Consider the following 25,181-nt stretch of genomic DNA (forward strand, 5'->3'; position numbering starts at 1 on the left):
TTACTGTCAGGTATGCAGAACCCAGCGTCCCAACCGCCTAGACACGGCCCCGTTCGATCAGGAAGGCTGTAAACGATGTCCACACCCAGCACAGCGGCGTCTCGGCCCGCTCCCCAGCGCAAAACACGCAAAATCTGGCCGTGGATCGTGGCGGCCCTGCTGATCGGCGGCGGCGGAGCTTACTGGTATCAGCGCACCAAAACGGCACAGACCCCAGTGGTCACCGTTCAGACGGCCACCGCCGCCGAGGGTGAGGTCAAGGTGTCGGTCAGCGGGCCGGGCACTTTGCAGGCAGCCACCAGCAGCAGTGTTTCGGCCACGACGGGCGGCACCTTGACGCTGGTGCCCACGGTGGGCCAGAGCGTCACCAAGGGCCAACTGATTGCCAAACTCAGCAGCTTGACCGCCGACACCGGCCTGCAAAACGCCCAACTCGCGCTGCAAAAAGCCCAGGCGCAGCTCGCTTCGCTACGGGCGTCGCAGGCCAGCAGCCGCGCCGGAGACGCGCAGAGCGTCGTCAGCGCCCAGCAGAGCTTAACCACCGCTCAGAGCAACCTCGCCGCCGCCCAGCAGACTTACGCCAATCAGCAAACTATCTACGCGGTGGGCGGCATCAGCGCTCAGGATCTGGAAACGGCCCGCCTCGGGGTGCAAAGTGCCCAGAGCGCCCTCAGCACAGCCCAGCAAGCTCTAAGCTCAGCCCGCGCTCAGCAGAGTGCCAAAGCCCTCAGCGCCCAGCAGGATCTCAGCAGCAGCCAACTGGCGGTGCAGCAAGCTCAGGTCAGCTTGCAAGACGCCCAAACCACCCAGGCGGGCATCAAGTTGTATGCCCCGATGTCCGGCACGGTGGCGACGGTGCCGGTCAGCAGCGGCCAGAGCGTCACCGGCAGCAGCGTGGGCGGCACGGTAATCGCCACCTTGATCGACGCTTCGCAGATCGACCTCCCGGTGCAGATCGACGAAACCGAGATCGGGGCCATCAAAGCGGGCCAACAAGCAGACGTGACTTTGGACGCCCTCGACGGCCAGACCTTTAGCGGCAAAGTCATCCGGATCAGCCCGCAGGCCACCACCGATTCCGGCATCGCTTACTTCACGGTAACGGTGCAGCTTCCCAACCCTGAAGGCACCCTGCGCCCCGGCATGACCGCCGAAGCCGAAATCATCCAGAGCCAAGCTCAGGGCCTGACGGTTCCCAAAAAAGCGGTGGAAGCAGTCAGAACGCGCAGCTATGTTCAGCTTCAGGCCGCAGACGGCACGGCGGAGCGCACCCGCGTCCGCACCGGAGCCGATGACGGCACCAACATCATCGTGACCGAGGGACTGAAGGCCGGCGACGTGGTGGTGTTGCCGGCTGGCACGGTGCCCAGCAGCCCTGGCGGCGCAGGCGCGGCGCGGACGGGCACCCCCACCCGCGTTCCGGGCGTCGGGGGCTTCGGCGGTGGACGGTGAGCGTTCCCGTTTCAGACCTACCCGTTTTGGATCTCAGCGCCGTTCGCAAAACCTACCAGACCGGCGAAGTGGTGTTCGAGGCGCTCCGGGGCGTGGGCTTGGTGGTCAACGTGGGCGAGATGGTGGCGCTGATGGGGCCGTCGGGCAGCGGCAAGACCACCTTGATGCAGATTATCGGCTTACTCGACCGCGCTTCTGAGGGCCGCTACTTGCTGGGCGGGCGCGACGTGACGGCGCTGAGTGAAAACGAGCGGGCCGAGGCCAGAAACGAGGAGATCGGCTTCGTGTTTCAGGCGTTTCACCTGCTGCCGCGCTTAAACCTCCTCGAAAATGTCGAAGTCCCGCTGACCTACGCCGGATACCCCGCCGCCGAGCGCCGCGAAATCGCCATGAACGTGCTGCGGCGGGTCGGGCTGGAGAGCAAAGCCAAGAACTTGCCCTCGCAGATCAGCGGCGGGCAAAAGCAGCGGGTGGCGGTGGCGCGGGCGCTGAGCCTCTCGCCCCGCTTGCTGCTGGCCGACGAGCCGACCGGCAACTTGGATTCGCACACCTCCGAGGAAGTCATGAACCTGTTTGGTGAACTGCACGCCGAGGGCAAGACGGTGGTGATCGTGACCCACGAAAATGACATTGCGGAGTACACCGAGCGGGTGGTGCGGCTGCGCGACGGAGTGATCGAGCGAGACGAGCGCCAGACCCCCACGCGCGGCCAACGGGCGGCCCCGCTTACCGTCCAAGCGGCGATGCTATGACCACCCAACCCCTCAAGGACGCCGCGCCGCAACCGCCCAGCCAGACTCCTATCAGCCAAACCCCAACTGGCCAGCACCGCTCCCGCACAGGCGGCGGCATGGGCCTGGGCGGCGCAGTGACAGTGGCCTGGCGGGCGATTTTGGGTTCGCCGCTGCGCAGTATGCTCACGGCGCTGGGCGTCATCATCGGCGTGGCCGCCGTGATCGCGCTGACAGCCATCGGATCGGGCAGCACGGCGGGCGTCACCAAAAACCTGGAAGCGCTGGGCACCAACCTTCTGACGGTGGGCAGCGCACGCAGCAACTTCGGCGGCGGCTCACTGGTGCGCGGCGGCCCGCGCCAGACCATTACCCTCAAAGACGCCGAGGCGATTGCGGCGCTCGACTCGGCCAGGATCGCGGGGGTGGCCCCCAGCACCCAGAGCAGCGTGCAGGCCAAAGCCGGAAGCCTCAATACCCAGGCCACCGTCATCGGCACCTGGCCCGCTTACGAAACGGTCAGAAACAGCCCGCTGGCCACTGGCAGTTACTTCACCGACGAGGACGTAAAAGGCCGCAAACGGGTGGCGGTCATCGGTTATCAGCTGGTGCAGGACTTGTTCAGCGGCGCTGATCCACTCAATCAAAAAGTCCGGCTGGGCAACGTGACGTTTACGGTCATCGGCACGCTGCCCGACAAGGGAGCCAGCGGCTTCGGCAACCCCAACGGGCAAGTCATCGTGCCGCTGTCCACCTTCCAGCAGCGCTTTAGCACCACCCGCAGTGGCGGCCAGCCCACCGTCAGCAACGTGTATGTGCAGGCCACCACCGCCGCCGATTTGACCCCGCTGCAAAGCGAAATTACCAGTTTGCTGGAAACCCGCCACAAAATCACCGACCCGGCCAACGACGATTTTCAGATTCAGAATCAGGCCGACTCGCTGGCGAGCCTGAACAGCATCACCACCACCCTGACGCTGCTGGTGGGCGCAATCGCCGGAATCAGTTTGCTGGTCGGCGGCATCGGCATCATGAACATCATGCTGGTGTCGGTCACCGAGCGCACCCGCGAAATCGGCGTCCGCAAAGCGCTGGGCGCAAAACCCCGCGACATCCTGACTCAGTTTTTGGTCGAAGCCTTCGTCCTGTCGGTGGGCGGCGGCGTGATCGGGCTGGTGCTGGGAGTAGGCGCAGCTTATTTGGGCACACTGGCAGGCATCACTCCGGTGTTCTCTCCCGTCACGATTGGCATTGCCTTTTTGTTCAGCGCCCTGGTGGGCATCTTCTTCGGCTACTACCCGGCGGCGCAGGCGGCCAAACTCGATCCGGTGGACAGTTTGCGCTATGAGTAGAATCGGCACAATTTAAATTGGAGATGAAGTTAGAAGATGTATCAAGTTTAATGAGAAGTCTTCTCAAAGATAAGTGAGCTCTCTCTTCACTGTTTCTGCACAGCACCGCTGTAAATATAACTTGTCCAAGTGTTCAAATTGGATCTGAAAGAAGGAGTCGATTCATGATGTCTAAAAATATCCTCAAAATCCTGACCATTTCCGCTTCTTTGCTGCTCGGTGCAGCGTCTGCCCAGCAAGGCCAACCCGCTCAGCGGCAGGGCGGACAGCAGCGCCAAATCGATCCTGCCCAGCGTGCCCGCTTTCAGGCCATGCGCCCAGTCTTCGACCTCGCCAGCCGCGTATCGCTGATGGCTGAACTCGAAAAAAATAAGGCGCAGGCGGTGACCAAGGCGCAGGCCAAACAGCTGGTGCCGCTGCTGCAAAAGCTGCAAACCTCGGCCAGTATCAGCGGCGCGGACGCGACAAAGATGCTCAGCCAAATTGAAGACAAAATTCTGACCGACAAGCAGGTGACGGCGCTGGATGACCTCGACCTCAAACGTCAAGAAGACCGCCGCGCGGCGCGGGCCAAACAGGGCAGCGCCCAACAAGGCGGCATCCGCATTCCGGGCTTGCCGGGCGGCGGCTTTGGCGGGCAAAATCGGCAGGGTCAGGCGGGGCAAGCAGGCACAGGCGGCGCACCCGCAGGCGGCTCCTTCAACCCCTTCAAGCAGGGCCGCGAGGCCGACGCACTCAAGGCTTACATTGCCTTGCTGCAAAAGAAATAGAAGCGCTAGGCGGAAAGAGGGCGAACTCGGGCAGTTCGCTCTTTTTCGCATTTACCCCTTACGCCGCGTCAAAAATACCATCGTTTCGCTGCCCATTTCCAGCGGCCCACCTTGAAAACCGCCTTGCACGCGGGGCGACTCGAAGCCCGCGCAGCGCAGCAGCCACTCCACTTCGTAGCGGGTGTAGTAGCGCTGCTCCAAGCTGAAAAATCGGCGGCGCAGCGCTCCGTTCTCTCCCACCGTGTCCACGTAGTAATCGGTGGTCACGCGCTGCTTGACTTCGTCGAGGCGCTGCACCAAAAACACGTCGGTGCGCTCCTTGCCGACATAAAACGTCTCGCCCTCATGCCGCATGGTGGCGGGCTGGCCGTAGCGCGGCACGCTCAAATCAAACACCAGTTGGCCGCCGGGGATCAGGTGAGCACGCAGGTTTTCCAGCGCCTGCAACTGCTCGTTGGGGGTGTAGAGATGCATCAGGGCGTTGAAGGGGGCGATGATCAGGTCGAAGCGGGTTTCTAATTGAAAGGTCTTGGCGTCGCCTTGCACCAGATGCAGCACCAGGTTTTCGCGCTCCGCCCGCGCTCTGGCCCGCTCCAACATGCGGGCGCTCGGCTCCAAGCCGGTCACGTCTGCGCCGCGCCGCGCCAGGTAGCTGGTCACGCGCCCGGTGCCCGCTCCAACTTCCAGCAGCTTGCCGCCGACGCGCTCAGCCAGTCCGCCGTAAAAATGCAAATCGTCGCGGTAAAGGTCGTACTGATGGTCGTAGAGATCGGCAAAATCGTCGTAGTTCACGGCCCCCAACTTAGCGCAACGGCCAGCCCTGCGCTTGCCGCAGCCGCAAGAGGTGGGCGGTGTGGTGCTGGCCGTGCCATTGGTAGCGCCGCGCCGCTTGGCCCACGCTCAGCACCTCGCCACCCACCGGATGCACGAACTCACGCGCCCACTGCGCTTCGCTTAAGCTCTCCAGCACAGCCACCCAGCGCTGATGCAGGCTGTCGAGCAGCACCAAACTGACTTCTACAGGCAGGGCCGAATCTGCAAAGCTCGCCCACTGGCTTTCCTGATAGGGCTTGATGGTGGGCCGCTCCTCGGTCAGCGCCCATTTGAGGCGGGCGTAGGCGTTCAGGTGGCTGTCGGCAACGTGGTGAACGACCTGGCGCAGTGTCCAGCCGCCTTCACGGTAGGGGGTATCCAGTTGGGCGTCACTCAGGTTGGCCGCCGCTGAGCGCAACTCGGCAGGCAAAGCGCGAATGGCTTCCACTGCTTCTGCGCGTGCTTGCAAGGACACCTCACCCGGCACCGGCATCGGGCCAACCGGGTAACGCGGATCGGTCAAGAAGGTGCGGGGCGACGCCTCTTCTTTCTTCGTCCAGCGCTGGGCGTCGCGCGTTTCGACTTTCTGCATCATCCGCTCGAAGCCGCGCTCCAAGCTCAGGCCCCGCGAGTTGGTCATACACAGCATCACGAACAGGGCGTCGGCCAGTTCCAACTCCAAGTCGCCCACGTCTTCGCCGGCTTTGGGCGTTTTGCCGTTTTCGTGCGAGAGGACGCGGGCCACCTCGCCCACTTCTTCACTGAGACGGGCCAGCAGCAACAGCGGCGGAAAGTAGCCTTCCTTAAACTGCGAAACGTAAGCGTCTACCCGCGCACTGGCGGCGGCGAAGCTGAGCGCGGTGTCCAGGGGCGTGGTCATTTCAGCAGCTTAGCGCCTCGGCGCAGCAAAAATCGGCACGGTAAAAATGCGCCCAGCTCGTCACCGAGGGGCGCACTTCTTGATCCGCTGGCTATCAGCGAATGTAGAAAAAAGTTTCCTGCACGTCGCGGTCAGTCAGGGCGTAGGGCCGCAGGTAAGAGCTGGTCACGGTGTTCCAAGTGTCGCCGCTGTACTGGCCTTGCAGCACCACGTCCACGGTGGGGCGCACGCGGGTAAAGATGGCCCGCACCCGCTGAAGGCCGTAAGGCTCGCGTACGTCGTAAGTCACGCGGTCTTCGGCACGCGGGAAGGTGGTGGTGCCCGCGCCCACTGCCGCGCCGCGCACCAAGACATTGCCGCGCCCGTTGGGGTCGAGCGAAATCAGAGTGACGTAGCCGGCCGTGCGGGTGGTGAGATTAAAGCTGACTTGACTGCCGATCGGGTAGGTGCTGCCTTCGCCGCGTGCGGGCGTAAAGCTGGAGATAAGATTGCTGCGCGAGCCGCTGAGGCCCGCGTTGGACTGAACCGTCACTGAACAGGCGCTTAGGCCAAGCGCCAAAGAGCCGAGCAAAAAGGCATTTCGCATACATTAAGCATACTGCATCGAGCCTGACTTGAACCTGAAGCTGGCCCAATTTCTTCTCATGGTTTTATTCACATTGGGTGCCGGAGAGTGAAAACCGGACAGTGAAAAGAAAGGAGCGGAAGCGGAAGGTGACAAGAGCGCTCTGCCCATTTTTGACAGTCTGCTCGGCAATTGTCATTCTCAATCAGTAAGCCCGGGCCGGTGCGCCGTACCATACGGCATGACCCTGCGCCGCCCGACTGACCGGCAAACCACTTCTTCCAAACGCTCTTGCTCAGCGTGGCAGCGGCGCGTCACGGGCTGGCTGGCTCCAGTGCTGATCAGCTCGCTGCTACTCGGCGCGGCGGGAGCGCAGCAGTCGCCTGTACAGCCAGCCGCCGTTCGCAACGACCAGAACTACACCGCGTCCAATTTCCTCGCCGATGTCCGCGCCGGCAGGGTCAGCAGGGTGGTCATTGACGGTGACGGCAACGTCCGGGCCACCGTGCAGGGCGAGGGCCGCACGCTCGACGTGGTGGTGCCGCCCACCGGGCAGACCCTCAGCGCGTTGCGGGCCGCCAAAGTGGAAACCCAGGTGGTCGGCGGCGGCTCACCCTTCGGCTGGATCACTCAACTGCTGCCGCTGATTTTGATCGGGCTGGTGCTGCTGGTGATCTGGCGCGGCGCACGCGGCAATCAGGGCGGCGGCGCGAGTCAGTTCGGCAAATCCAAAGCCAACGTGTTTCAAGAAGGTCAGGTCAAAGTCAACTTCGGCGACGTGGCGGGCTGCGACGAAGCCAAAGCCGACCTCACTGAAGTGGTGGACTTCCTCAAGCACCCCGAGAAATACCACGCGCTGGGCGCACGCATCCCACACGGCGTTTTGCTGGTCGGCCCTCCCGGCAGCGGCAAAACCTTGCTGGCCCGCGCCGTGGCCGGAGAAGCCAAAGTGCCTTACTTCTCGATCAGCGGTTCGGACTTTGTGGAAATGTTTGTCGGCGTCGGTGCGGCCCGTGTCCGTGATTTGTTCGAGCAGGCCCGCAAAGCCTCGCCGTGCATCGTCTTCATTGACGAAATCGACGCAGTGGGCCGCAAGCGCGGCTCCGGGATGCAGGGCGGCAACGACGAGCGCGAGCAGACCCTCAACCAACTCCTCGTCGAGATGGACGGCTTCGGCACCGGCCACGACGTGATCATTCTGGCGGCCACCAACCGCCCCGACGTGCTCGACGCTGCACTGTTGCGGCCCGGACGCTTTGACCGGCAAGTTGTGGTGGACGCGCCCGATGTGAGGGGACGCGAAACCATTCTCAAGATTCACGCCCGCAAAAAGCCGCTGGATTTGAGCGTGGATCTGGCCGCCATCGCCAAGCAGACGCCCGGTATGGTCGGCGCTGACTTGGAGAACTTGCTCAACGAAGCGGCGCTGGGCGCGGCCAGAGAGCAGCGCAGCCGGATTACCAACAAAGACATCGACGAGGCGCGTGACCGGGTGCTGATGGGGCCGGAGCGGCGCAGCATGGTCATCGGCGAAAAAGACCGCCGCGTCACGGCTTACCACGAAGTCGGGCATGCGCTGGCCGCGCAACTGCTGCCGCACGCCGACCGCGTTCACAAACTGACCGTCGTGCCGCGTGGACGGGCGGCGGGCTACATGATGCCGCTGCGTGAAGACCGGGTGCATTACGTGCGGGCCGCGCTCGAAGACATGATCGCCGTGGCGCTGGCGGGCCGCGCCGCCGAAGAAATCGTCTTCGGGGAAGTCACCACCGGAGCGCAAAACGACTTCCAGCAGGCCACCAACATCGCCCGCCGGATGATGACCGAGTGGGGCATGAGCGACAAGCTCGGCAAGGTGGCGCTCAGCAGTGAGGCCAGTATGTACCTCGGCGGCACGGCGATGGGCAACTACGGCCCGCGCACCGCCCGCTTGATCGACGAAGAAGTCTCGTTGCTGATCGAGTCTCAGTACCAGCGTGTCCTAGAGCTGATGCGCACCCACCTCGACCGCACCCACAGCATCGTCACCGCCCTGATCGAACACGAAACCCTGTCGGGCGAAGAATTTGCCTCGGTGCTGGCGGGTGGCACGCTGAGCAGTGTGTCATTGGGCAAGGCCTAAAGCAGAGCGGGCCGTACGGTTGAAGACGAGCAAACGGCGGCCTGAGCAGGTGGGCCGCCGTTTTGTGTGCGCCTTCCGGGCAGCCGCTCACCTTCGGATAGCGGACGGCTGAGCCAACTTTACAACGGAGCACTTGCGCTAGACTAATCAGCAATGAAACTCCGTTTGCCGCGCTGGGAGGAAGTGCGCCGCCTGCCCCTGACCATGATGATCGCCAGTTTGCTCGCGGCACTGGGCATCGTCCAAATGACATTTTTGCTGGGCCAGAGTGGCTACCGTTACCTGACCTGGACGCAGCAAACTGGGCTGGCCCGCAGTCAGCAAACGCAACTCGAACAAGACGTCATCATCCTTCAAGACGCCAAAGCCAAAGCCAGCGACCCAGACTATATGGACGCGCTGGCCCGCTGCATCGGTTATGTGGGCAAAACTGAACAGGTGGTGGTGGCGCAAAGCGCCGAGGAGAGCTTGTCAGGCAACTGCGACCCGGTGCGCTTGCCTTAACTTTCGGCTTGTCGCCTGCGCCTATACAGCCATTTGAATTCCATGAGTAATGTGAGTAATCTGACAAGCAAGAAAGCTGTGTGACACTCGGCGCTACGTTGGTGGCCGTTTCCAGCCGAGCGAAGTGAAACTGGAGCTGATCTTAGATCTCTCTTCGGCCCACTCTTGGAGCGCCCTTGAAGCAGCCTGTCCCCAACAACATAGAACCCTCGATTCTTCAGGAACACCGCGAAAAGCACGCCAAGATTTTTGAGGCCACGCTGTTCGTTTCTATTCCCTTGGGGTTCTTTATTCTGTGGGGTTCGCTGATAGGGGCCGTGCCGGTTTGGTGGCCAACTTATGTGCCGCTGCTGCTGGTCTTGCTCGGCGGAGCCATTTTTGGGCGCTCGCGCACGCTTTCAGCACGCTACGAGGTCTTGAAGCTCGCCCTCCTGTGCGCCAACGGCCTGGCACTCAATGTGCTGCGCTTGTTTGGCCCCGACGGCTTGAGTGCGTTTGCAGAAAATAGCTTGTACATTGTTGCCGCTGGCATTTTTTTGTTTCAGCGTCCCCGTTGGGTCGTTCTCACCACCGTGCTCTATTCGGGCATTCACCTCTCCATCAGCGCTTTGCTGATTGGCCGCGATCCTTCGCTGGAACGCTGGATTTCTCTAGCGCTGATGACCGCGACGGTGGGCGTGTTTTTCCTGCTGTACTTGTACCGGAAGTGGTGGGAAGAAGCCCATGAATCGCGCCGCGTGTATGAGCGCCTGGCCTACACCGACGACCTGACCACGTTGCCCAACCGCCGGGCGCTGATCAACTTGTGGCAGACCTACAAGCCGCATGAAAGCGCCGCCGTGATGATGGTGGATATTGACCACTTCAAGCAGGTCAACGACCGTTTTGGACACGCCGAGGGCGACCGCTTGCTGTGGTCGGTGGGCCAACTGATTTACCGCCAGCTCGGCATTTCCCCGCGCTCGTCCGCGCCGCAACCTGCGGTGGGGCGCTGGGGCGGCGAGGAATTTTTGGTGCTGCTGCCTGCCAGTACCCCGACGCTGGCTTATCTGTTCGCCGAGTCTATTCGCGAGAGCGTGCAGTACACCGACGACGCCACGCCGCTGACGGTCAGCTTGGGCGTGGCGCTGCGCGAACAAGGCGAGTCACTGGCGCAAACGGCGGCCCGCGCCGACACCGCACTGTATCAGGCCAAACAGACGGGCCGTAACCGGGTGGTGCTGTACGACGAGCTGGATACTCCCCTTTCTCCTGTGCTTCACGGCAACTTTTTACCCGACCCCGAAGCCTCAGACCAAGCGGCGCGGAGCAGCGAACGGATGCTCGAAGAGTGGCCTACGCGCTGAGCGGCGTTTTGAGCAGACCTTCACCCTGAGAGCGCTGCCGCATTGCTCAGGCGCTGGGAGCGCTAGAACCCTGAGCATGACTCAACCCCATTCACTCAGTGCACAGGCCAGCGGCCAGTTCAAGATCGGCGGCGACCTCAGCGTCAACCGCCTCGGTTACGGAGCCATGCGGATTACCGGCAAAGGCATTTGGGGCGAGCCGGATGACCGAGAGGAAGCCCTCAAGGTTCTCAAACGCCTTCCCGAACTCGGCATCGACTTTATCGACACCGCCGACAGCTACGGCCCCTACATTTCCGAAGATTTGATTGCCGAAGCGCTTTTCCCTTACGGCGACACCGTAATCGCCACCAAAGGCGGCCTGACCCGTCACGGCCCCGACGTCTGGCCGCCGCTGGGCCGCCCCGAGTACCTGCGTCAGTGCGTGCTGATGAGCCTGCGCCGCCTCAAAATCGAGCAGATTCCGCTGTGGCAACTCCACCGCATCGACAAAAAAGTGCCGCGTGACGAGCAGTTCGGCGTGATGAAGCAGATGCAGGACGAAGGCCTGATTCGCCACCTGGGCTTGTCTGAAGTCAGCGTGGAAGAGATCAAAGCCGCCCAGCAGGTTTTTGAAGTGACCACCGTCCAAAACCTCTACAACCTGGTGACCCGCCAAAGCGAAGAAGTGCTGGACTACTGCGAGGCGCAAAACATCGGCTTTATTCCCTGGTTCCCGCTGGCGTCGGGCAGCCTTGCCAGAGAAGGCAGCTTGCTCAGCAGTGTGGCCGAGAAACACCAGGTCAGCGCCAGCGGAATCGCTCTGGCATGGATTTTGCAGCGCAGCCCGGTGATGTTGCCGATTCCCGGCACCAGCAAAGTCAAGCACCTCGAAGAAAATGTGGCGGCGGCGGGCCTGATTCTCAGCGACGAGGACTTCAAGGCGCTCGATCAGCAGGGCAAGGCAGAAGCCAGCAAGCAGAAGTAAGACCAGATTTGAAAAAACCGCGTCCTAGTAATGGACGCGGTTTTTCTTCGTCTTCTGTGTCCTGTCTCCCGTTGCTGTTACTTCCCCCGGTCGGCCACCACCAGCAGCAGACCGCCCATCATGGCCACGTTTTTGGCAAAGTGCAGCATCTGACCCTGGCGCTCGGCTCCCTCCATTTGCCAAAACGGGTGGCCGATAACCGTGGTGGGCACCATGCTGGAGAGCAGCGCCAGCGCCGAGGTGCGCGGCATGATGCCCAGCGCCATCAGCACGCCCGACGCGGCCATGATGCCGCCGTTGATTTGGGTCAGCAGCTCGGGTTCCGGGAGTCCGGCCCGCTCGACCAGTTTGGCGCGTTGCTGGGGGTGTTGCAGCGCCGAGAGGCCGCCCTGAACGAAAATAGAAGCCAGCGCGGCGCGGCCCACGAAGTTGAGGATACTCATGCTGGCATCCTGCCAGAAAAAGCAGGTGGGTTGCCACTTCCTTTTCTTTAGACCTGCCTTGTGAGCTGGCTTAAAAACCGCTCATACTGCCCTTACTGTAAGCTCCCATCAGATTGCCTCAGCCGCGTAACACTTGCACGAGCGCCCCCAGCTCTAAACTGCTGAGTATGTCACGCTTTCTTTTCACCGCTGTTCTCAGTTTGGGCCTGCTCGGTGCGGCCCAGGCCCAAACGACACCACTGCCCACCATTCATATCGGGCTGGGGTATATCCCCAATGTGCAGTTCACGCCGTTTTACGTCGCCAAGCGGCTGGACTACTTCAAGGCCGAGGGGCTGAACGTGGAGTATCAGCACGGTTACGTTTCCGAACTTATTCCGCTGCTGCTGCAAGGCAAACTCGACTTTGTGGTGGGCGATCCTGAAGACGCGATTTTGGCGCGTTCGGCGGGTCAGCCAGTCAAATACATCATGGCGATGTACCAAAAAGTTCCGGCGACGGTGTTCAGTTTGGCCAGCAAAAATATCCGCACCCCCGCCGACCTGAAGGGCAAAGTCATCGGCATTCCCGGCACCTTCGGCAGCACTTATTTTGCTCTGGGGGCACTGCTCGACTCAGCGGGCCTCAAAGAAAGCGACGTGAAACTGGCTTCCATCGGCTTTACCCAGCTTGAAGCGGTGCGCGGCGGCAAGGTAGACGCGGCGGTGGGCTTTGTCAACAACGAAGTCGTGAACCTGAAAGCGGCGGGCGTGCCGGTCAGCACCCTCGATGTGACGGCGGCTTACCCGATGGTGGGCGTAGGGATCATCACCACCGACAAAAACGCCCAGACGGCGCTGGCCAAAAAAGTGGTGCGGGCCTCGCAGCGGGCCATGCGCCTGACCATCAACGATCCAGCCCAAGCCTTCAAGATTGGGCTCAAGGACTTCGGCAGCGGCGGCGGCACGCTCAGCGTCTTGCAGGCCAGTTTGCCGCTGATGCAGAGCAGCGCCACCAAAGTCAGCGGTCTGGGCTACAGCGACCCCGCCGCATGGACAAAGGCGGTGGCGTACTTGCAAAAGCAGGGCAAAGTGCCGAGCAGCGCGAAAGCCAGCGACTTTTTCAGCAACGCGGCGATTAGCAAAACGCTGAAGTAGAGCTTGTCGGTTGCCACTGGCTTGTTGGGCCAAGAAGAGTGCTAAGCACATTGGCTTACCCGCCGCGCTGCACCCTTCCTCATGGCCGCCTCACCTGCTAAGCTGAGCCATCACCTGAAAGGAGGTGCAGCAACATGACTGACAACTACTTTGTTTTGACCGAGCTTGTTTTGATTGAAGACGCGCAACGAGGCTTTCTCCCCGTCGCCCCATTTTCTGATTTACGGAGTATGCATGCTGCACCAAGTTTCAGCGGTTCCCCCCTACACAACCCGAACAGTTAGTGTTCAAGGCCCCAGTTGAAGGGCCAGCTTTTAGACCGCCACGTGAGCGGCGACGACGCGGAGCAAGAGCAAAAGCTCAGCCGCAAGCGCCGCAAGCCGCAGGGCAGGCGCAAGCTCTCAGCCATGAGCACTGACGCCGATGCCAAGGATCCGGTGCTGACCCAGCTCGAAGAGTTGGGCCTGATTACCGAGGTGCTCGCCGAAATCAAAAGCGGCAAGGAAGCCACCGTTTACCTCGCTGAAAATGACGACGGCCTCTTGGCGCTCAAGATTTACCGCGACGTGGCCGCCCGCAGCTTCAAAAACACTGGCGATTACGGCGTGGGACTCGCCAGCACCAGTGACGCGGTGAGCAAGGCGATTGCCAAGCGCGGCTCCAAAGGTGCAGCGGCTCTGCAAGACTTGTGGGTGGCCAGCGAGTACATGGTGTTGTGGCAACTCTGGCAAGCCGGCCTGAATGTTCCCGAGCCGCTGATCGGCCCCGAGGCATTTGATTATGTCCAGACCAGTCCCGCCGTGCTGATGCGCTTTATCGGCGACGAAGACCGGCCCGCGCCGAGGCTCAGCGATATTCGACTGACCCCCGAAGAAGCCCAGGTTGCTTGGCAGCAAGCGCTGGAAGGCATGGCGCGGCTGCTTAAACTCGGCCTCGTCCACGGCGACTACAGCACTTACAACCTCCTGTGGTGGGAGGGGAGCGTGATGATGATTGATTTTCCACAGGTCAGTGACCAGACCAACCCTCACTTTCAGTCGCTCTTAAAGCGCGACGCCGAAAGTTTGGCGCAGAGCTTTAAGCGCCTCGGGATTCGTGAGGACGCCGAAAGCACCCTGCGCGAAGTGCAGCGCCTCGCCCGCACCCTGCCCGACAAGCCGCGTTTGACTTTGCCGTGAAGCTATTGATTCAGTCGCCCTCCAAGCTGGGGGCGGCTTTTTCGTGGCGGTATTCAAAAAGGAGCGAAGGACATGGAAGAAAGGGGCAAAGAAGAATTCGGAGCGAGGCTTGAGAACCTTGAGCAAGCCGTAGATGACGATTTGGTTGAGGCCAGACTGGAAGCGGCACGGCGTTCAGAAGGCGACCTTGAACTTGAGTTTTCACTCATTGGCGAAGACGAACGGGGGCAAGCTGTTCACGAGCGCTGGCAAGTCATCGCCGCAGGTGTTGCTGAGCACTGCTTGGCTTTTGAACCCACACTTCCGCGCTTTACGTTGCATCATCCGCGACTGAGAAGCTGGCAAGAAGACTGGGCACGCTTGATGTTTGCCGCTGCCCCCACAGAAGAAAAGCAGTTTGAGCAAGATTTACGCGGCGTCCATGATGTTCTGGAATATGGCCTCTTTGAAAATGTTTATCTGCCACCGGATTTGTCATTCGGCGTAGGTGAACTGGCCCATGGCCCGCTGAGCCTGCTGGAGCAGTATGCCACCGTCCTTGAGCTTTATGGGATGCGTCCCAGCTTGCTTTGGAAGGGAAGGCGCAGTCCACACCAGCCGCCGCCCACGGCAATGCTGTGTCTAGACTGGTCAACAGGTTGGTTTGCCGAAAATTTCGTGATTGCCCAAACCTTTCACGCCCAGCGCCTCTCCTGACCAGCACCTTCACCCTTCGTTAAAGCGCTGTGGGCAAACGCTGCGGCCGCCTTCACAATGAACACCATGAAGCACACCCTTACCGCTTTGCTTGGGGCGCTGGCCCTGACACTGCCCGCCGCTGCTCAGGACGCGCATTTCGTTTTTCGGGCGCAGGCCACCACCCGCCACAACACCAACTTGCGGGCGCAGCCGTCCCTGAAAGCCAAAGTCCTCCTGGTGGTTCCGAGGGGGCAGCAAGTCAAGGTCGGCGACTGCACTGATTGGTGTCAAGTGACGTATCAGGACGGCCAGCAAACCCATACCGGCTACCTGTACGCCGCCCTGCTGAAACGAAAAGTCTTGCCGATCATCACGCCGCAGTCCAGCGCTAAGCCTTGAAACGCGCCCTGATCGTGGTCGCCACTGCCGGAGAAGCTGAGCGGCTGTATGCCCTCAACGTCAGCGGCGTAGAAATACAAGTCGTGGTGAGCGGCGTGGGCGCAGTGGCGGCGGCGCTGGCGACTCAGGCGGCCTTGAGCGCTTCCAGTTATGACCTCACCATTAGCGCGGGCATTGGCGGGGCTTTTGAGGGCAGCGGCCTGACAGTGGGCGGCGTAGCGCTGGCTTGCGAAATCGTGCAGGCCGACTTGGGAGCTTGGGATGGGAGCTCATTTTTGCCGCTCTCCGCGTTGGGCCTGGAAGTGGCAGCGGGCAACACAGGCCGCTTTGCTTGCTGGCCCGCGAGCCTGAGCTTGGGTGTGCCCTGCGGCCCCTTTATCACTGTAAGCAGTGTAACCGGCAGCGTGGCAGGCGCGGCAGAGCTGCTGAGGCGTGTGCCGGGAGCGCTGGTGGAAGGCATGGAAGGCGCGGGAGTGGCGCACGCTGCCTTGCTGGCAGGCGTTCCAGTGGCCGAGGTGCGCGGTATCAGCAACTTCGTGGGGCTGCGTGACCGGGCAGCGTGGCGCATCAGCGAAGCGCTGGCGGGGCTAGACACGGGGCTGCGGCGGGTGTTGGAGTGCTTGGCTGAAAGTGAATGAAGTTGGAGCGCCCCTTGCACTCCAGAAGTGTTAATTTGACGCATGACGCTTCCTCCAGACTCTCCAGCCAAAAGCATCGTGACACCACCTTCCGCACTCCAGACAGCAGCCCGTTGGCTGCTGGGCAGCGCACTGATGTTTGCGGGCTACTCTCACCTCACCAGCAAGCGTCAAGATTTCCAAGCTCAAGTACCCAAATCGCTGCCACTTGATAAGGACTTCGTGGTGCTGGCTTCCGGCGTCGCAGAACTCTCGCTGGGCGCTTCGCTCATCGTGCTTTCTGGGCAGCGCCGAACGGTAGGCAAAGTGGCAGCAGCTTTCTTCGTGGCCGTCTTTCCCGGCAACATCTCGCAGTACCTGACTCGTACTCCGGCGTTTGGCCTCAACACCGACCGCTCGCGGCTCGTTCGGATGGCCTTCCAACCGCTGCTGGTGCTGTGGGCACTGTGGTCTACCGGCGCATTGAACAAAGTCAGAGATGAACAGAACTGATTAGCTCAGGAAATCTGAACCCATAGCAAAACCTCTTTTGGGCCTCAACGCTCTGCTTGTCTTTTTGACCACTTCACCCCAGCCTTACGACGCTGATTCAGCTTTTGGCTCCGATTCAGGCAGGCGCAGATGCTCGACAATGCCTTCCAGATCGCTAGGCGTCAGGTTGTCGAGCAGCCAAGTGAGGCTTACAGTGTTGTCTTCACTGGCACGGGTATTCAGAATCTTCCCCAGAACTTCCAGCAGGGCGTCAATCACCCCATCACCCGCCACTGCTCCCGCACCCGCCAGTTCTTTTTCTTCGGCCAGCGACAGGGGAAGTGACGAAAACGTGAGATCATTGATGGCAAAAGGTGGGCGGCTGACGGCCTGACGGCCAAATTTTACAGGCCTTTTGGCTTTACTGGGCTGTGACATGGTTTCATGCTAGCGCTTCGACTCTGCCATGCGGAAGAGTTGCACCAGCAGATATCAAGGTCAGTTTTTAGGAGCTTTGGGGAGATCCATGCGTGGTGACTCTGAAGCCGGTGTACGAATATAACCGGATTGAGGTTTTTTCACTGAGTGGTCGAACCAGGGGGCTGTTTCAGGCGTAAAATCATAATTAAACCACTCGGTGTAGTCGATCAACACGTTGTAAAGGTCTTTGAAGCAGCGCTCGAAGATGGGCGCGGGCGAAGAGCCACTGGACACCACAATCGGCAAACTGGTTTCCTGAGAGCCGTTGTTGACTGGATTCGGGGTCAAAGCCACAAAGTTGCGAATACGTGGATAGCGCCGCTGAATATCCAGATGCATTTTATAGAGCATCAAGCGCCGTTCGTCATCTTGCTGCATATATTTCATGTAGTCACCAGCACCAAAACGAATGAGCGCGTAGTAAAACCACTGCTCCTGGCTGACAGCTCCAACGGCAGAACCCATCCAGTAACTGTGCTCACGGTAGCCTGAGTGCTCTATCTTCGTTCCAACTGGCGCGAGCGGCCCTTCAAACCACTCCCAGAGCGCAAGAGCTACCGAAGGGTTGTTTCGCTTACCATTTATTTCGTAATCATGATGTCGGCCCACTACAATCTGATTCGTTTCCTCAGTCAGCAATTTTGCACTATTGAATAACGCCCGGATACATTCCACTTGGTCAAATTGATCGGCGAACAAGGCGAAACCGTCTGCTGTATATTCCTGATTTATTAGGTCAATATCCCAGCGGAAAACAGTTTGTCGAGCACTGTAATTTGACCACCACTCGTAAAGTGCAAGCTCAGCGTTTTTCTGTTCCTCGGTGAACGGCACCCTGAAGCGCACATGGAACCACTCCTCTTCCGGGTCGCGGATGAGTTCGCCCACTACTTTATCGAATTTGATCTTGAACCAATCATCGCGCTCAGCCAGAAGCTCGACCTCCCACCTGGGGTCGTGGACAAAACCCCGCACCGCTTCCCAAACCGAGTCGTAGACGACCGGGGGCTGCACTGGGCTGGTGTCGCCCCCCAGCAACTTGGTGAGCCATTTGGGGACAATGTTCATGGTGATATTGGGTGCTTTTTGTCTTCTTCATGTCCCAGTTCATGCAAATCAGTCTGATTGGCTACGCCCGTCTTTTCAGCATAAATTTTAGCTTGCTGATCAAGTGGTGTGAGAATCATATTAGGCCCGCCCTGCGCTTCCGGCGACAATCCGGTGAGCCCCGTAATCGCCGGAGTCAAACTCCTTGTCCCGCCCAACCCTGCTGCTAGCGGTGAACCACTGCGCTTACTCGGATCCGTGTGATAGTAGCCGGCTACTCCACCACTGAACGTTTTAAAGTATTCCTCACTCAACCAACCGCCAGCCGTGGCAGCGCCGCCCGCCATCCCTCCGGCGTATCTGATCTGGCGCAACTTATTTGCCGCACCACGGGCCATTTGGCCCATCCCACGGGCATATAAACCTGGCACTTGACCTAACCAACCTTTTTGAGGATTAAAGTCAGTGACACTCGGAAGAGAAGAGCGGTAGATGTTTGTAGCCTTTGTCATAAATGAGCCGCGCATATTTCTGAGCGCGAACTCTCGAACAGCGTCTTGGGTAATAGTGCTGGCGGCAGTGTTGCGGGACACCGTCCTCGAAAGGCTCTGTCCTACGGCGCTGGCCTCGCGGCGCATGGTGCGGGCAATCTGATCGGTCATGGTGCGAGTCGCGTAATTGAGTTCTTTGTTCCACGCTCCCCGAAGCGCTGGGTTGGCGGCAATCAAATCTTCAATTTTACTGCCGGTACGCAGAGCGCCTCCAATGCCGCCCGATCCATAAAATGCTTCCCGTACTTCTACCGAAATGGTGCGGGCCTCTGCGGTGATGTATGTTTTCATGCTCGAGAGAGAGCGCTCGGCGGCGTCAATTACCCGCCCCGTAAGAGAAGTGTTGAGATTTATATTGAGACCGCTCGTAGCAAATCTGCGCCGCAAATTTAATTCGGCGCGTACTGCATTCCCCTTCAGCCCACTGTAGGCCGCTCTTACTGGCCCAGTCACAGCATTTCTGGCCCGGATTCCTGCCACGCCTATTCGGTCTCTAAGCCGCTCAACGCCGTTTCTGGCTGCTCCGGAAAGTCGGTTGAGGCCGGGCTTGGATTTGATGAAGCTCCGCACTGCCGTTCCCGCTCTGTTCAGTCCCCGGCCAAGCGCCGCCCCGACCCGTCCCGGCACGCCTGCCACGCGGCGCAGCCCACCAGAAACGAAGTTGTCAGCAGCTTTGAGACCACGGCCCGGTAAGCTGTGGCCCAGCCAGTTGCTGCCTCGGGTGATCAGCGACCTGGTGCCGCTGACTGCGCTGGCTGCGAGGCGGCCTCCCCTGGTCGCGGCCAGCCGTGCAGGAATCCCCACCACCCTGCCCGCAAGGGAGACCAACCGGGTTCGGGCAGCGCTGGCAGCACCTGCAACCAGGGGCCGCACGCTGGGCGCGTAACGGGTCAGCAGCCTGCCGGCTCCCTGAGCCACACGCCCGCCAACGCCGCTCATAACGTGCCCGGCCAATCCTGCCACAGGCTTGATGATCACCGCGCGGGCCACGCCACCTACCAATTTAGCCGCTGGCCCAGCCGCGACGCCCATCAGACCGTCAGTCAGGATAGTTCCTGCGCTGATGCCGTCAGTCAGTTTCTTTCCTTCCAGTGCGTTGCCAACCACCTGTGAGGCCGCGCCGCCGAGTGCGCCCGAGGCAAATAGGGCAGCGACCAGAGCTGGGCCAGCCAATCCACCCGTGGCCACCGTCAACGCGGCTGCGCCCGCGATCACCGCGCCGCCCACCACGATAGCGGTGCCGACTTTGGCCACCTGAATGCCTGCGCTCTTGAGCTTGGCAAGAATTGATTGGGTTTTGGGGCTGTGGGCAATGGCACTGATCTTTTGACCGACAGCGCTCAGTGTCGTCTTACCAAACTTCAAGGCGTTGCTCCAACCTGCTGACGCTCCAGCGGCGATGTGCTGGCCGGTGGATTTCAGCTTGGCTTTCAAACTCACCGCCGCACTCACCGCCTTTTGCTTGAGCTTATTCACGGTGTCCAGGCCGCTGGCGAGTTTTCGTTGCGCGGCAGCTTTGAGTTCGACGGTCTTCTGCCGAAGCGCACTCAGCATCGACTGAGCAGTGTTAGACGCTTTTTGCAAAAGGGCTTGTCCGCCTTCTTTTACCGAGGAGACTGCGCCTCTGACGGCCTGAGTTCCAGCTTGCCAAGCTGGCTGACCGCGCCGCTTCACCTGCGCCGTCACTTTGCTGACCTCCCGCTTGAGGCCGCTGAAGTTGGCACGCGCCGCGCTGACGAAGTTGGCTCCACAGCGTTGCAACGAAGCCTTGACCCGTGCGGCACTGGCTCTGGCCCCTTTGATGGCCTTGTTGATTTTGCTGGTCAGTGGTGCAGCCAGCCGCTTAGATTTGACGATGAGCGACGCAGCTTTTTGCCTCAGTGAGGCCGACACTTTAGCGACTTGAGCAGCAAGACTCGTTCTGGCTTTGCTGATGGTGCTGGCCAGCGGTTTGGCAGCGGCCTGCACCTTTTTACCGACACTTTGCAGCACGCGCCTCGCCGCGCCAGACGCCCGCTTGGCGGTGTCCGAAAGCGCTTGGGTGCTCTTTTTCGCCATATTTGCCAGACTGCTGAAGGGATTTGACAAGCGCTGAACTGCTTGGACAGCCGTCCCGCGTTGCGCTGAAGCCTGAACAGCCGTCAGCGAGCCGGGGGCATGCTTGTTGCGGGGCGCGGCAGTGCCGAACGCCGCTCGCCCCGGCGATTGACTGGCCACCCGTTTGCCCATCTCCTGCGCCTGCGCCTCCAACCCGGCGTCCGGATCAATGCCCCTGCCGACGTGTCCACTGTCTTGCTGCTTGACGTGTGTAGCTTCGTGCGCCAAGAGTTCCAGCTTGTTGACCGGATCGAAGGTGCCGCTTTGAAAGTAGATATCTTTGCCGCTGGTAAAGGCAACGGCCTGCATTTGCTTGGCAATCAGGTGCGCTTCGCTGTCAGTATGAACCCGCACGCCCGTCAAGTCATGATTCAGGCCAACTTCCAGACGCCTGCGGACATCGTGCGCCAGCGGTTGACCACTGCCCCGTCTGGCTTCAATGCGCTCGACAGCGCTTGTCTGCTCAGCGGCGTGATGCTGCTCGGCAGCCTGAAGTTGACGCTGCAAAGCGGCGTGCCGGGTCAGCAGAGCGTGATCGGCACGTTCTTGGTGCTGGCGCTGCTCCACCTGACGTTGAGCGGTAATGGCAACCTGAGCCGCCGCACGGGTGGCTTCATCGGGAGCACGTTGCACCATCAGGGCGCGTAAGGGTTCGGGATCTAAGCCCTGCGCCTTGAAGCGCTGCACAGCGGCGTTGGCTACCTCCGCACGTTGCGTGGGTGGAAGAAAGCGGGCATTGGCACTCAGGGCGCTGCTGACAGTGTTGCTTGCCGTCTGACTCAACGCCTGACGCTGAATTGGCGTGAGGTCAGGCACTGGCGCTTCCGGACGGGGCCTGGAGCGCTCCAAGAGATGTTCAGGCTGAGGCGTTAACCCGCCAAGTTGCAAAGCCGTGTGGCTGTCCCGTAGAGTCTCGCGCTGCACGGCCAGACGCTGCTGAATTTGCTGGGTTGCCACCTGATCGGCCCGGCTGAGTGTGGCCGCTTCCAAAACAGCGCCAGCCGCTCGGCGCTGAGCAGTAACTGAGGTCATGGCGCTGGCGGGGGTCAACTGAAAGGCGGCAGGCAGCGGTTTAACTGCGGGCCGTGCCGAGTTGGGCGCGGATTGACTGCGCCGCTGAATAGAGCTGACGCTGGGTTGGGAAGGCCGCTGGAGTTGGGAAACCACCTGCCGCTGCGTTGAGTTGGTGCGTTTCTCGAACTCGGCCATGACTCAGTTTAGCGTTTCAGGCGAACGCTTGCGCTGAAGCGCTGCTCTTCAACAGCTTGAGGAGTTTCGTAGGCGTCAGTTTTATGGATTTCTATAAACGGCGATGTATACAAATAAAAAATCCCGTCCGAAAACGAGATTCTTTTTTAAACTCTGTGTGGTGTGCCTGAAGGGATTCGAACCCCTGGCCTTCTGATCCGTAGTCAGACGCTCTATCCAGCTGAGCTACAGGCACCTATGGCGGAGAGAGAGAGATTCGAACTCTCGATACCCTTGTGAGGTATACAGTCTTAGCAGGACTGGGGTTTCAGCCACTCACCCATCTCTCCAGCGCTTACTCCGCTGAGGCTTGCTTACGGTGGCGGAGGGTGAGGGATTCGAACCCCCGGTAGGTTGCCCTACTACAGTTTTCAAGACTGTCGCCTTCAACCGCTCGGCCAACCCCCCACGCGCGGCGGCGGGGCGCATCTCAAAAGGCTTGCTCAGATGCGTAAGGGAGTATAGGGGCCAGTCTCAGCCTTGTCAAATCTGGGTCGCTCAGTAAAATGGCTTAAGGCCCAGAGACGCTGCGTTTACCTGCGCCCCTGAGGCCGCCTGATGAGCCACCAAGCTGCTCCCAGCAACGTCAGCAGCGCGGCCCAGCCCCAGCGCAGCGGCGAGGGCGGCAAGCTGGCTTGCCCCTCCAAAAAAGCCGTGAGCGCCCGCTCGTGCGGCGTGACGGGCGGCGGCACCAGGGTAGACGCTGGAAGGTGCAAATCGGCGTGTACGGCTCCGCTGAGGTAAGCGTTTTCGAGCACGTGGCCCGACCCGGCAGCGAGCTGCTGGCCGACTTCCCGAAGCTCCTGCGGCGTGCCGTCCGAGACCCAGGGCAGCAGCGCCAGAAAACCCCTGCGCAGCGGCGTCATAACGTAGCTGCGCGGCGGGAAGCCCCCTTCAGTCACCTCCCTTTCGTCTGGCCCAGTGATGGCGCTCTGGCCGTCAAAGGTCATGTCCAGCAGATTGCCCACCACCATCGGGTTGACGGCGTAGCGAATCTGATTACTGTCCGTGACTTGCCAACTGCTCTCCAGCCAAGCCAGCGGCTGGTCACGCGGCTGCTGGCCTGCCGGATAAATGCCCTCCTTGCCCGTCCAGGTGCTGCCATTGGCGTCGGGTTGCAGCAGCACGGTGCAGCCGCCGTTCATCAGCTTGCCGATCACGTCGGCCCGGAAGGCGTCTAAGCTAATCGCCACACCCAAATCACCGACCGGCGTGGGAAACACCCGCAGGTCTTCCAGCTTCCCCAGCGTCAAGTCCACGCCGCCGGCTTGCTCGTCGGGAGTCAGGTGAACTTTATCGGCGCTCCCGATCAGTGAGCCGTCTGGAGCGAAGATCAGGGTTTGGTTGTAAAGGGCGCTGCCTTCACGCCTCAGCCGGGTGCCGCACAACTGATAATGCGGCATCGGCGTACTGCCCGACACCAAATACACGCCGTATTCGCGGGCCAACTTCTGGCACGTCTCAAGATACAGCGCCGCGTTTTCATTGGCGCGGGCCAGTTGCAGGGCGCGAATCGGCGAGACTTTCTCTTTTAATAAAATCGGCAGCGCCCGGGGTAAATGCTGAACAAAAAGCAGGGCCGCCGCCCACTCGAATTTACCGGTGGCCGCTGCCAAAGCGCCGCCGCGCAGCACCAAGGGCAAGCCGTTGAGTTCAGTCAGGACGACCAGATTTGGACGTGTTTCAGACAAGTGAGGCCGCGCCAGTTCGAGCTGTTGCTTCATCCAGCGCTCGAAGGCGGCGGCATTCAGAAAGTCGTGGGCGTGCCATTTTGGTTGCACGGCGACGGCGCGGACGGTGCGGGTCATGCCTGAGCTTAGCGCCCTCGTCTTGATGAAGGGCGCGTCACCCCGTCGTCAGCTCTCAACGCGAGACTGAGCCATGTTTGCCCCGTTGATCTTGACAGCGCTCCTCGCTGGTGGTTCCGCCGCGCCCACCTTCGCTCCCGGCTCCCACGTTCTGCTCACAGGCACGGTCATCACCCAAGCGGGCGCAAACCGGGGAACTGGAAATGCCAAGTCCGTTTACCTCACCCAGCCTGCACTGACCGATATCAGGGGCCAGCCCGTCGCGGCGGAACCTTGGCTCAATACGCCGCTGACAGTCACGAGCCAGACGGCAGCGGCCTACATCCTGTCGGGCGGTCAGACTGTGTTGCTGCTGCCCAAGCGCAATTTGGCGGCCAAGGTGGTCTTTGCGCTGGTAAAGAACAAGGAAACTCAGGCGTTGGCCGGGGAATTCGTGAGCCGCATGGTGTGGCCTAACGGACGGCTGCACGGTCTCTGCGAGATCGCGGCGGGTTACCACGCCGACGTGGACGCCCGCCGGGCGCGGGTGGTCGGCGTCTGGCGAGTCCGGGCGCTGGGGTTTGCTGCTGGGTCGGGCCTCAGCCTCTCACCGCAGGGTGGGCTGGTGCAGGGCGACATGGTGCACAACGAGCGGATCAGCGCCTCGCCCCTGTTCGTCCAGTTCAGCGGGCTAGAGGAGATCAAAGCACTCTCTGCCGTTCTTGACTCCTCGCTGCAAGAGCAAAGCGCCAAACTGATGGCTCTGGCTCCCCAGCGTTGTACCCATTTGGGTATCCAGTACGCCAGCGCTGATGATCTGCGCCGCAGCCTGAGCCTCAGTGCCCCACCTGCTCATCCGCCCCGCGGAGGCGATCCGGATAAAGCTGAGAAGGCGCTGCTCGGTCAAACGAGGCAACAGGTGCTGGCGCTCTACGGCAGTCCCAACGAGCTCGGCACGCTGGAACAGATTCTGAAGCTGCCTCATTGGAACTACGGCGCAGGCGGTTACGACAACATGCAGATCGATTTCGGTACGGCTGGACGGGTGATCAGAGCGGCGATTACCCGCAGCCCCTAACACTGTTGCCACAAGCCACTGGTTCAATAAAAAAACCGCCCAGGATTGCTCCCAGGCGGCCTTCTTCATTTCCGACTTAGCGAACGACGCGCTGGCCCCGGCGAATGCTGAGTTTGTTGGTCAGGGCGATGTAAGCGTCGTAATCCTGACCTTCCAGGTACTTGAGCAGACGGCGGCGCTGGCCGTTCATCAGTTGCAGGCCGCGCTGACCGGCTTTGTCTTTTTTGTTGGTGGCAAGGTGCTTGCTCAGGTTGCTGATCCGGTCAGACAAGAGCGCGACTTGCACACTGGTGCTGCCGGTGTCCTGCGCGTCTTTGCCGTAGGCGTTCATGATCTCTTTGCGGTGTGCGGCGTCCATAGGTGTACCTTCTTCTGTTTGGTGTCCGGTCCAGTTCAGTCAAGGGCCATGCTGGAACATTGGCTCTTCCCGTCACGGCGGCAAAGGTCA

Annotated in this window: 24 protein-coding genes and 3 tRNA genes; 15 read left to right on the plus strand and 12 right to left on the minus strand. The window is 60.9% G+C overall.

The annotated features are described in order from the left end of the window. The first annotated feature begins 75 nt into the window (after positions 1–75). From EHF33_RS08900 to EHF33_RS08915, 4 genes are all read left to right on the plus strand, one after another. Positions 76–1,452, plus strand: coding sequence for an efflux RND transporter periplasmic adaptor subunit (locus tag EHF33_RS08900; RefSeq protein WP_124870245.1), 1,377 nt, complete (start codon positions 76–78; stop codon positions 1,450–1,452). Next, entirely contained in the window at positions 1,449–2,204 is a 756-nt protein-coding gene (locus EHF33_RS08905) for an ABC transporter ATP-binding protein (protein WP_124870247.1), read from the plus strand. Before EHF33_RS08900 ends, EHF33_RS08905 begins: the two co-directional genes overlap by 4 nt. Then, positions 2,201–3,535 (plus strand): ABC transporter permease, encoded by a 1,335-nt coding sequence (locus EHF33_RS08910; protein WP_206431574.1) that lies wholly within the window; start codon positions 2,201–2,203, stop codon positions 3,533–3,535. Before EHF33_RS08905 ends, EHF33_RS08910 begins: the two co-directional genes overlap by 4 nt. Positions 3,536–3,699: 164 nt before the next feature. Next, the gene (locus tag EHF33_RS08915; RefSeq protein WP_241191111.1) at positions 3,700–4,305 is read left to right on the plus strand and encodes a hypothetical protein; all 606 of its coding nucleotides are present in this window, start codon (positions 3,700–3,702) and stop codon (positions 4,303–4,305) included. Positions 4,306–4,356: 51 nt separating this feature from the next. Here the strand turns inward: EHF33_RS08915 and EHF33_RS08920 are convergent, their stop codons facing one another. The 3 genes from EHF33_RS08920 to EHF33_RS08930 form a co-directional block, all read right to left on the minus strand. After that, positions 4,357–5,097, minus strand: coding sequence for a class I SAM-dependent methyltransferase (locus EHF33_RS08920; protein WP_124870250.1), 741 nt, complete (start codon positions 5,095–5,097; stop codon positions 4,357–4,359). 10 nt (positions 5,098–5,107) lie between these two features. Next, on the minus strand, positions 5,108–5,998 hold the full coding sequence (locus tag EHF33_RS21815; RefSeq protein WP_124870253.1) for a YfiT family bacillithiol transferase: 891 nt from the start codon (positions 5,996–5,998) through the stop codon (positions 5,108–5,110). Between the two features lie 94 nt (positions 5,999–6,092). After that, positions 6,093–6,584, minus strand: coding sequence for a DUF4384 domain-containing protein (locus EHF33_RS08930; protein ID WP_124870255.1), 492 nt, complete (start codon positions 6,582–6,584; stop codon positions 6,093–6,095). Positions 6,585–6,804: 220 nt separating this feature from the next. Between EHF33_RS08930 and ftsH the strand changes: the two genes are divergently transcribed. The 4 genes from ftsH (at position 6,805) to EHF33_RS08950 (ending at position 11,502) form a co-directional block, all read left to right on the plus strand. Further along, positions 6,805–8,685, plus strand: coding sequence for an ATP-dependent zinc metalloprotease FtsH (gene ftsH / locus EHF33_RS08935; protein ID WP_124870258.1), 1,881 nt, complete (start codon positions 6,805–6,807; stop codon positions 8,683–8,685). Between the two features lie 153 nt (positions 8,686–8,838). Beyond that, positions 8,839–9,189, plus strand: coding sequence for a cell division protein FtsB (locus EHF33_RS08940; protein WP_124870262.1), 351 nt, complete (start codon positions 8,839–8,841; stop codon positions 9,187–9,189). 176 nt (positions 9,190–9,365) lie between these two features. Then, a complete protein-coding gene (locus EHF33_RS08945) occupies positions 9,366–10,535 on the plus strand; it encodes a GGDEF domain-containing protein (RefSeq protein ID WP_124870265.1) in 1,170 nt (389 codons plus the stop codon). A 76-nt stretch (positions 10,536–10,611) separates the two neighbouring features. Beyond that, the gene (locus EHF33_RS08950) at positions 10,612–11,502 is read left to right on the plus strand and encodes an aldo/keto reductase (RefSeq protein ID WP_124870269.1); all 891 of its coding nucleotides are present in this window, start codon (positions 10,612–10,614) and stop codon (positions 11,500–11,502) included. Positions 11,503–11,579: 77 nt separating this feature from the next. Here the strand turns inward: EHF33_RS08950 and EHF33_RS08955 are convergent, their stop codons facing one another. Then, positions 11,580–11,945 (minus strand): DoxX family protein, encoded by a 366-nt coding sequence (locus tag EHF33_RS08955; protein WP_124870272.1) that lies wholly within the window; start codon positions 11,943–11,945, stop codon positions 11,580–11,582. A gap of 167 nt (positions 11,946–12,112) precedes the next feature. On the opposite strand from EHF33_RS08955, the gene EHF33_RS08960 reads away from it, so the two are divergent. The 6 genes from EHF33_RS08960 to EHF33_RS08985 all read left to right on the plus strand — a co-directional run bounded on the left by EHF33_RS08960 (position 12,113) and on the right by EHF33_RS08985 (position 16,466). After that, positions 12,113–13,081 carry an ABC transporter substrate-binding protein gene (locus EHF33_RS08960; protein WP_124870275.1) on the plus strand — a complete coding sequence of 323 codons (969 nt, stop codon included), beginning with the start codon at positions 12,113–12,115 and terminating at the stop codon, positions 13,079–13,081. A gap of 326 nt (positions 13,082–13,407) precedes the next feature. Further along, positions 13,408–14,259, plus strand: coding sequence for an RIO1 family regulatory kinase/ATPase domain-containing protein (locus EHF33_RS08965; RefSeq protein ID WP_241191112.1), 852 nt, complete (start codon positions 13,408–13,410; stop codon positions 14,257–14,259). Positions 14,260–14,331: 72 nt separating this feature from the next. Continuing rightward, on the plus strand, positions 14,332–14,955 hold the full coding sequence (locus tag EHF33_RS08970) for a hypothetical protein (protein ID WP_124870278.1): 624 nt from the start codon (positions 14,332–14,334) through the stop codon (positions 14,953–14,955). A 66-nt stretch (positions 14,956–15,021) separates the two neighbouring features. Next, on the plus strand, positions 15,022–15,336 hold the full coding sequence (locus tag EHF33_RS08975; RefSeq protein ID WP_164473444.1) for an SH3 domain-containing protein: 315 nt from the start codon (positions 15,022–15,024) through the stop codon (positions 15,334–15,336). Then, positions 15,333–15,974: a futalosine hydrolase gene (gene mqnB / locus EHF33_RS08980; protein ID WP_241191113.1), complete on the plus strand. Its 642-nt coding sequence runs from the start codon at positions 15,333–15,335 to the stop codon at positions 15,972–15,974. The genes EHF33_RS08975 and mqnB overlap by 4 nt, the downstream gene beginning before the upstream one ends. 42 nt (positions 15,975–16,016) lie before the next feature. Then, a complete protein-coding gene (locus tag EHF33_RS08985) occupies positions 16,017–16,466 on the plus strand; it encodes a DoxX family protein (RefSeq protein WP_124870283.1) in 450 nt (149 codons plus the stop codon). An 84-nt stretch (positions 16,467–16,550) separates the two neighbouring features. On the opposite strand, the gene EHF33_RS08990 is transcribed toward EHF33_RS08985, so the two are convergent. The 7 genes from EHF33_RS08990 to EHF33_RS09020 all read right to left on the minus strand — a co-directional run bounded on the left by EHF33_RS08990 (position 16,551) and on the right by EHF33_RS09020 (position 23,676). Next, positions 16,551–16,883: a hypothetical protein gene (locus EHF33_RS08990; protein ID WP_124870286.1), complete on the minus strand. Its 333-nt coding sequence runs from the start codon at positions 16,881–16,883 to the stop codon at positions 16,551–16,553. Positions 16,884–16,943: 60 nt separating this feature from the next. After that, entirely contained in the window at positions 16,944–17,993 is a 1,050-nt protein-coding gene (locus tag EHF33_RS08995; protein ID WP_124870289.1) for a hypothetical protein, read from the minus strand. Next, positions 17,990–21,829, minus strand: a complete 3,840-nt coding sequence (locus EHF33_RS09000) for an eCIS core domain-containing protein (protein WP_124870292.1) — start codon at positions 21,827–21,829, stop codon at positions 17,990–17,992. The genes EHF33_RS08995 and EHF33_RS09000 overlap by 4 nt, the downstream gene beginning before the upstream one ends. 158 nt (positions 21,830–21,987) lie before the next feature. After that, a tRNA-Arg gene (locus EHF33_RS09005) sits at positions 21,988–22,064 on the minus strand. Between the two features lie 3 nt (positions 22,065–22,067). Continuing rightward, positions 22,068–22,158, minus strand: a tRNA-Ser gene (locus tag EHF33_RS09010). A 30-nt stretch (positions 22,159–22,188) separates the two neighbouring features. Then, positions 22,189–22,276 (minus strand) — tRNA-Ser (locus EHF33_RS09015). A 125-nt stretch (positions 22,277–22,401) separates the two neighbouring features. After that, positions 22,402–23,676 (minus strand): nitrilase-related carbon-nitrogen hydrolase, encoded by a 1,275-nt coding sequence (locus EHF33_RS09020; RefSeq protein WP_124870295.1) that lies wholly within the window; start codon positions 23,674–23,676, stop codon positions 22,402–22,404. 73 nt (positions 23,677–23,749) lie between these two features. On the opposite strand from EHF33_RS09020, the gene EHF33_RS09025 reads away from it, so the two are divergent. Continuing rightward, on the plus strand, positions 23,750–24,733 hold the full coding sequence (locus tag EHF33_RS09025; RefSeq protein ID WP_124870297.1) for a hypothetical protein: 984 nt from the start codon (positions 23,750–23,752) through the stop codon (positions 24,731–24,733). 76 nt (positions 24,734–24,809) lie between these two features. Here the strand turns inward: EHF33_RS09025 and rpsO are convergent, their stop codons facing one another. Beyond that, a complete protein-coding gene (gene rpsO, locus EHF33_RS09030; RefSeq protein WP_277425535.1) occupies positions 24,810–25,064 on the minus strand; it encodes a 30S ribosomal protein S15 in 255 nt (84 codons plus the stop codon). Positions 25,065–25,181: the final 117 nt, after the last annotated feature.

The organism is Deinococcus psychrotolerans, from assembly GCF_003860465.1.
Classification (GTDB): domain Bacteria; phylum Deinococcota; class Deinococci; order Deinococcales; family Deinococcaceae; genus Deinococcus; species Deinococcus psychrotolerans.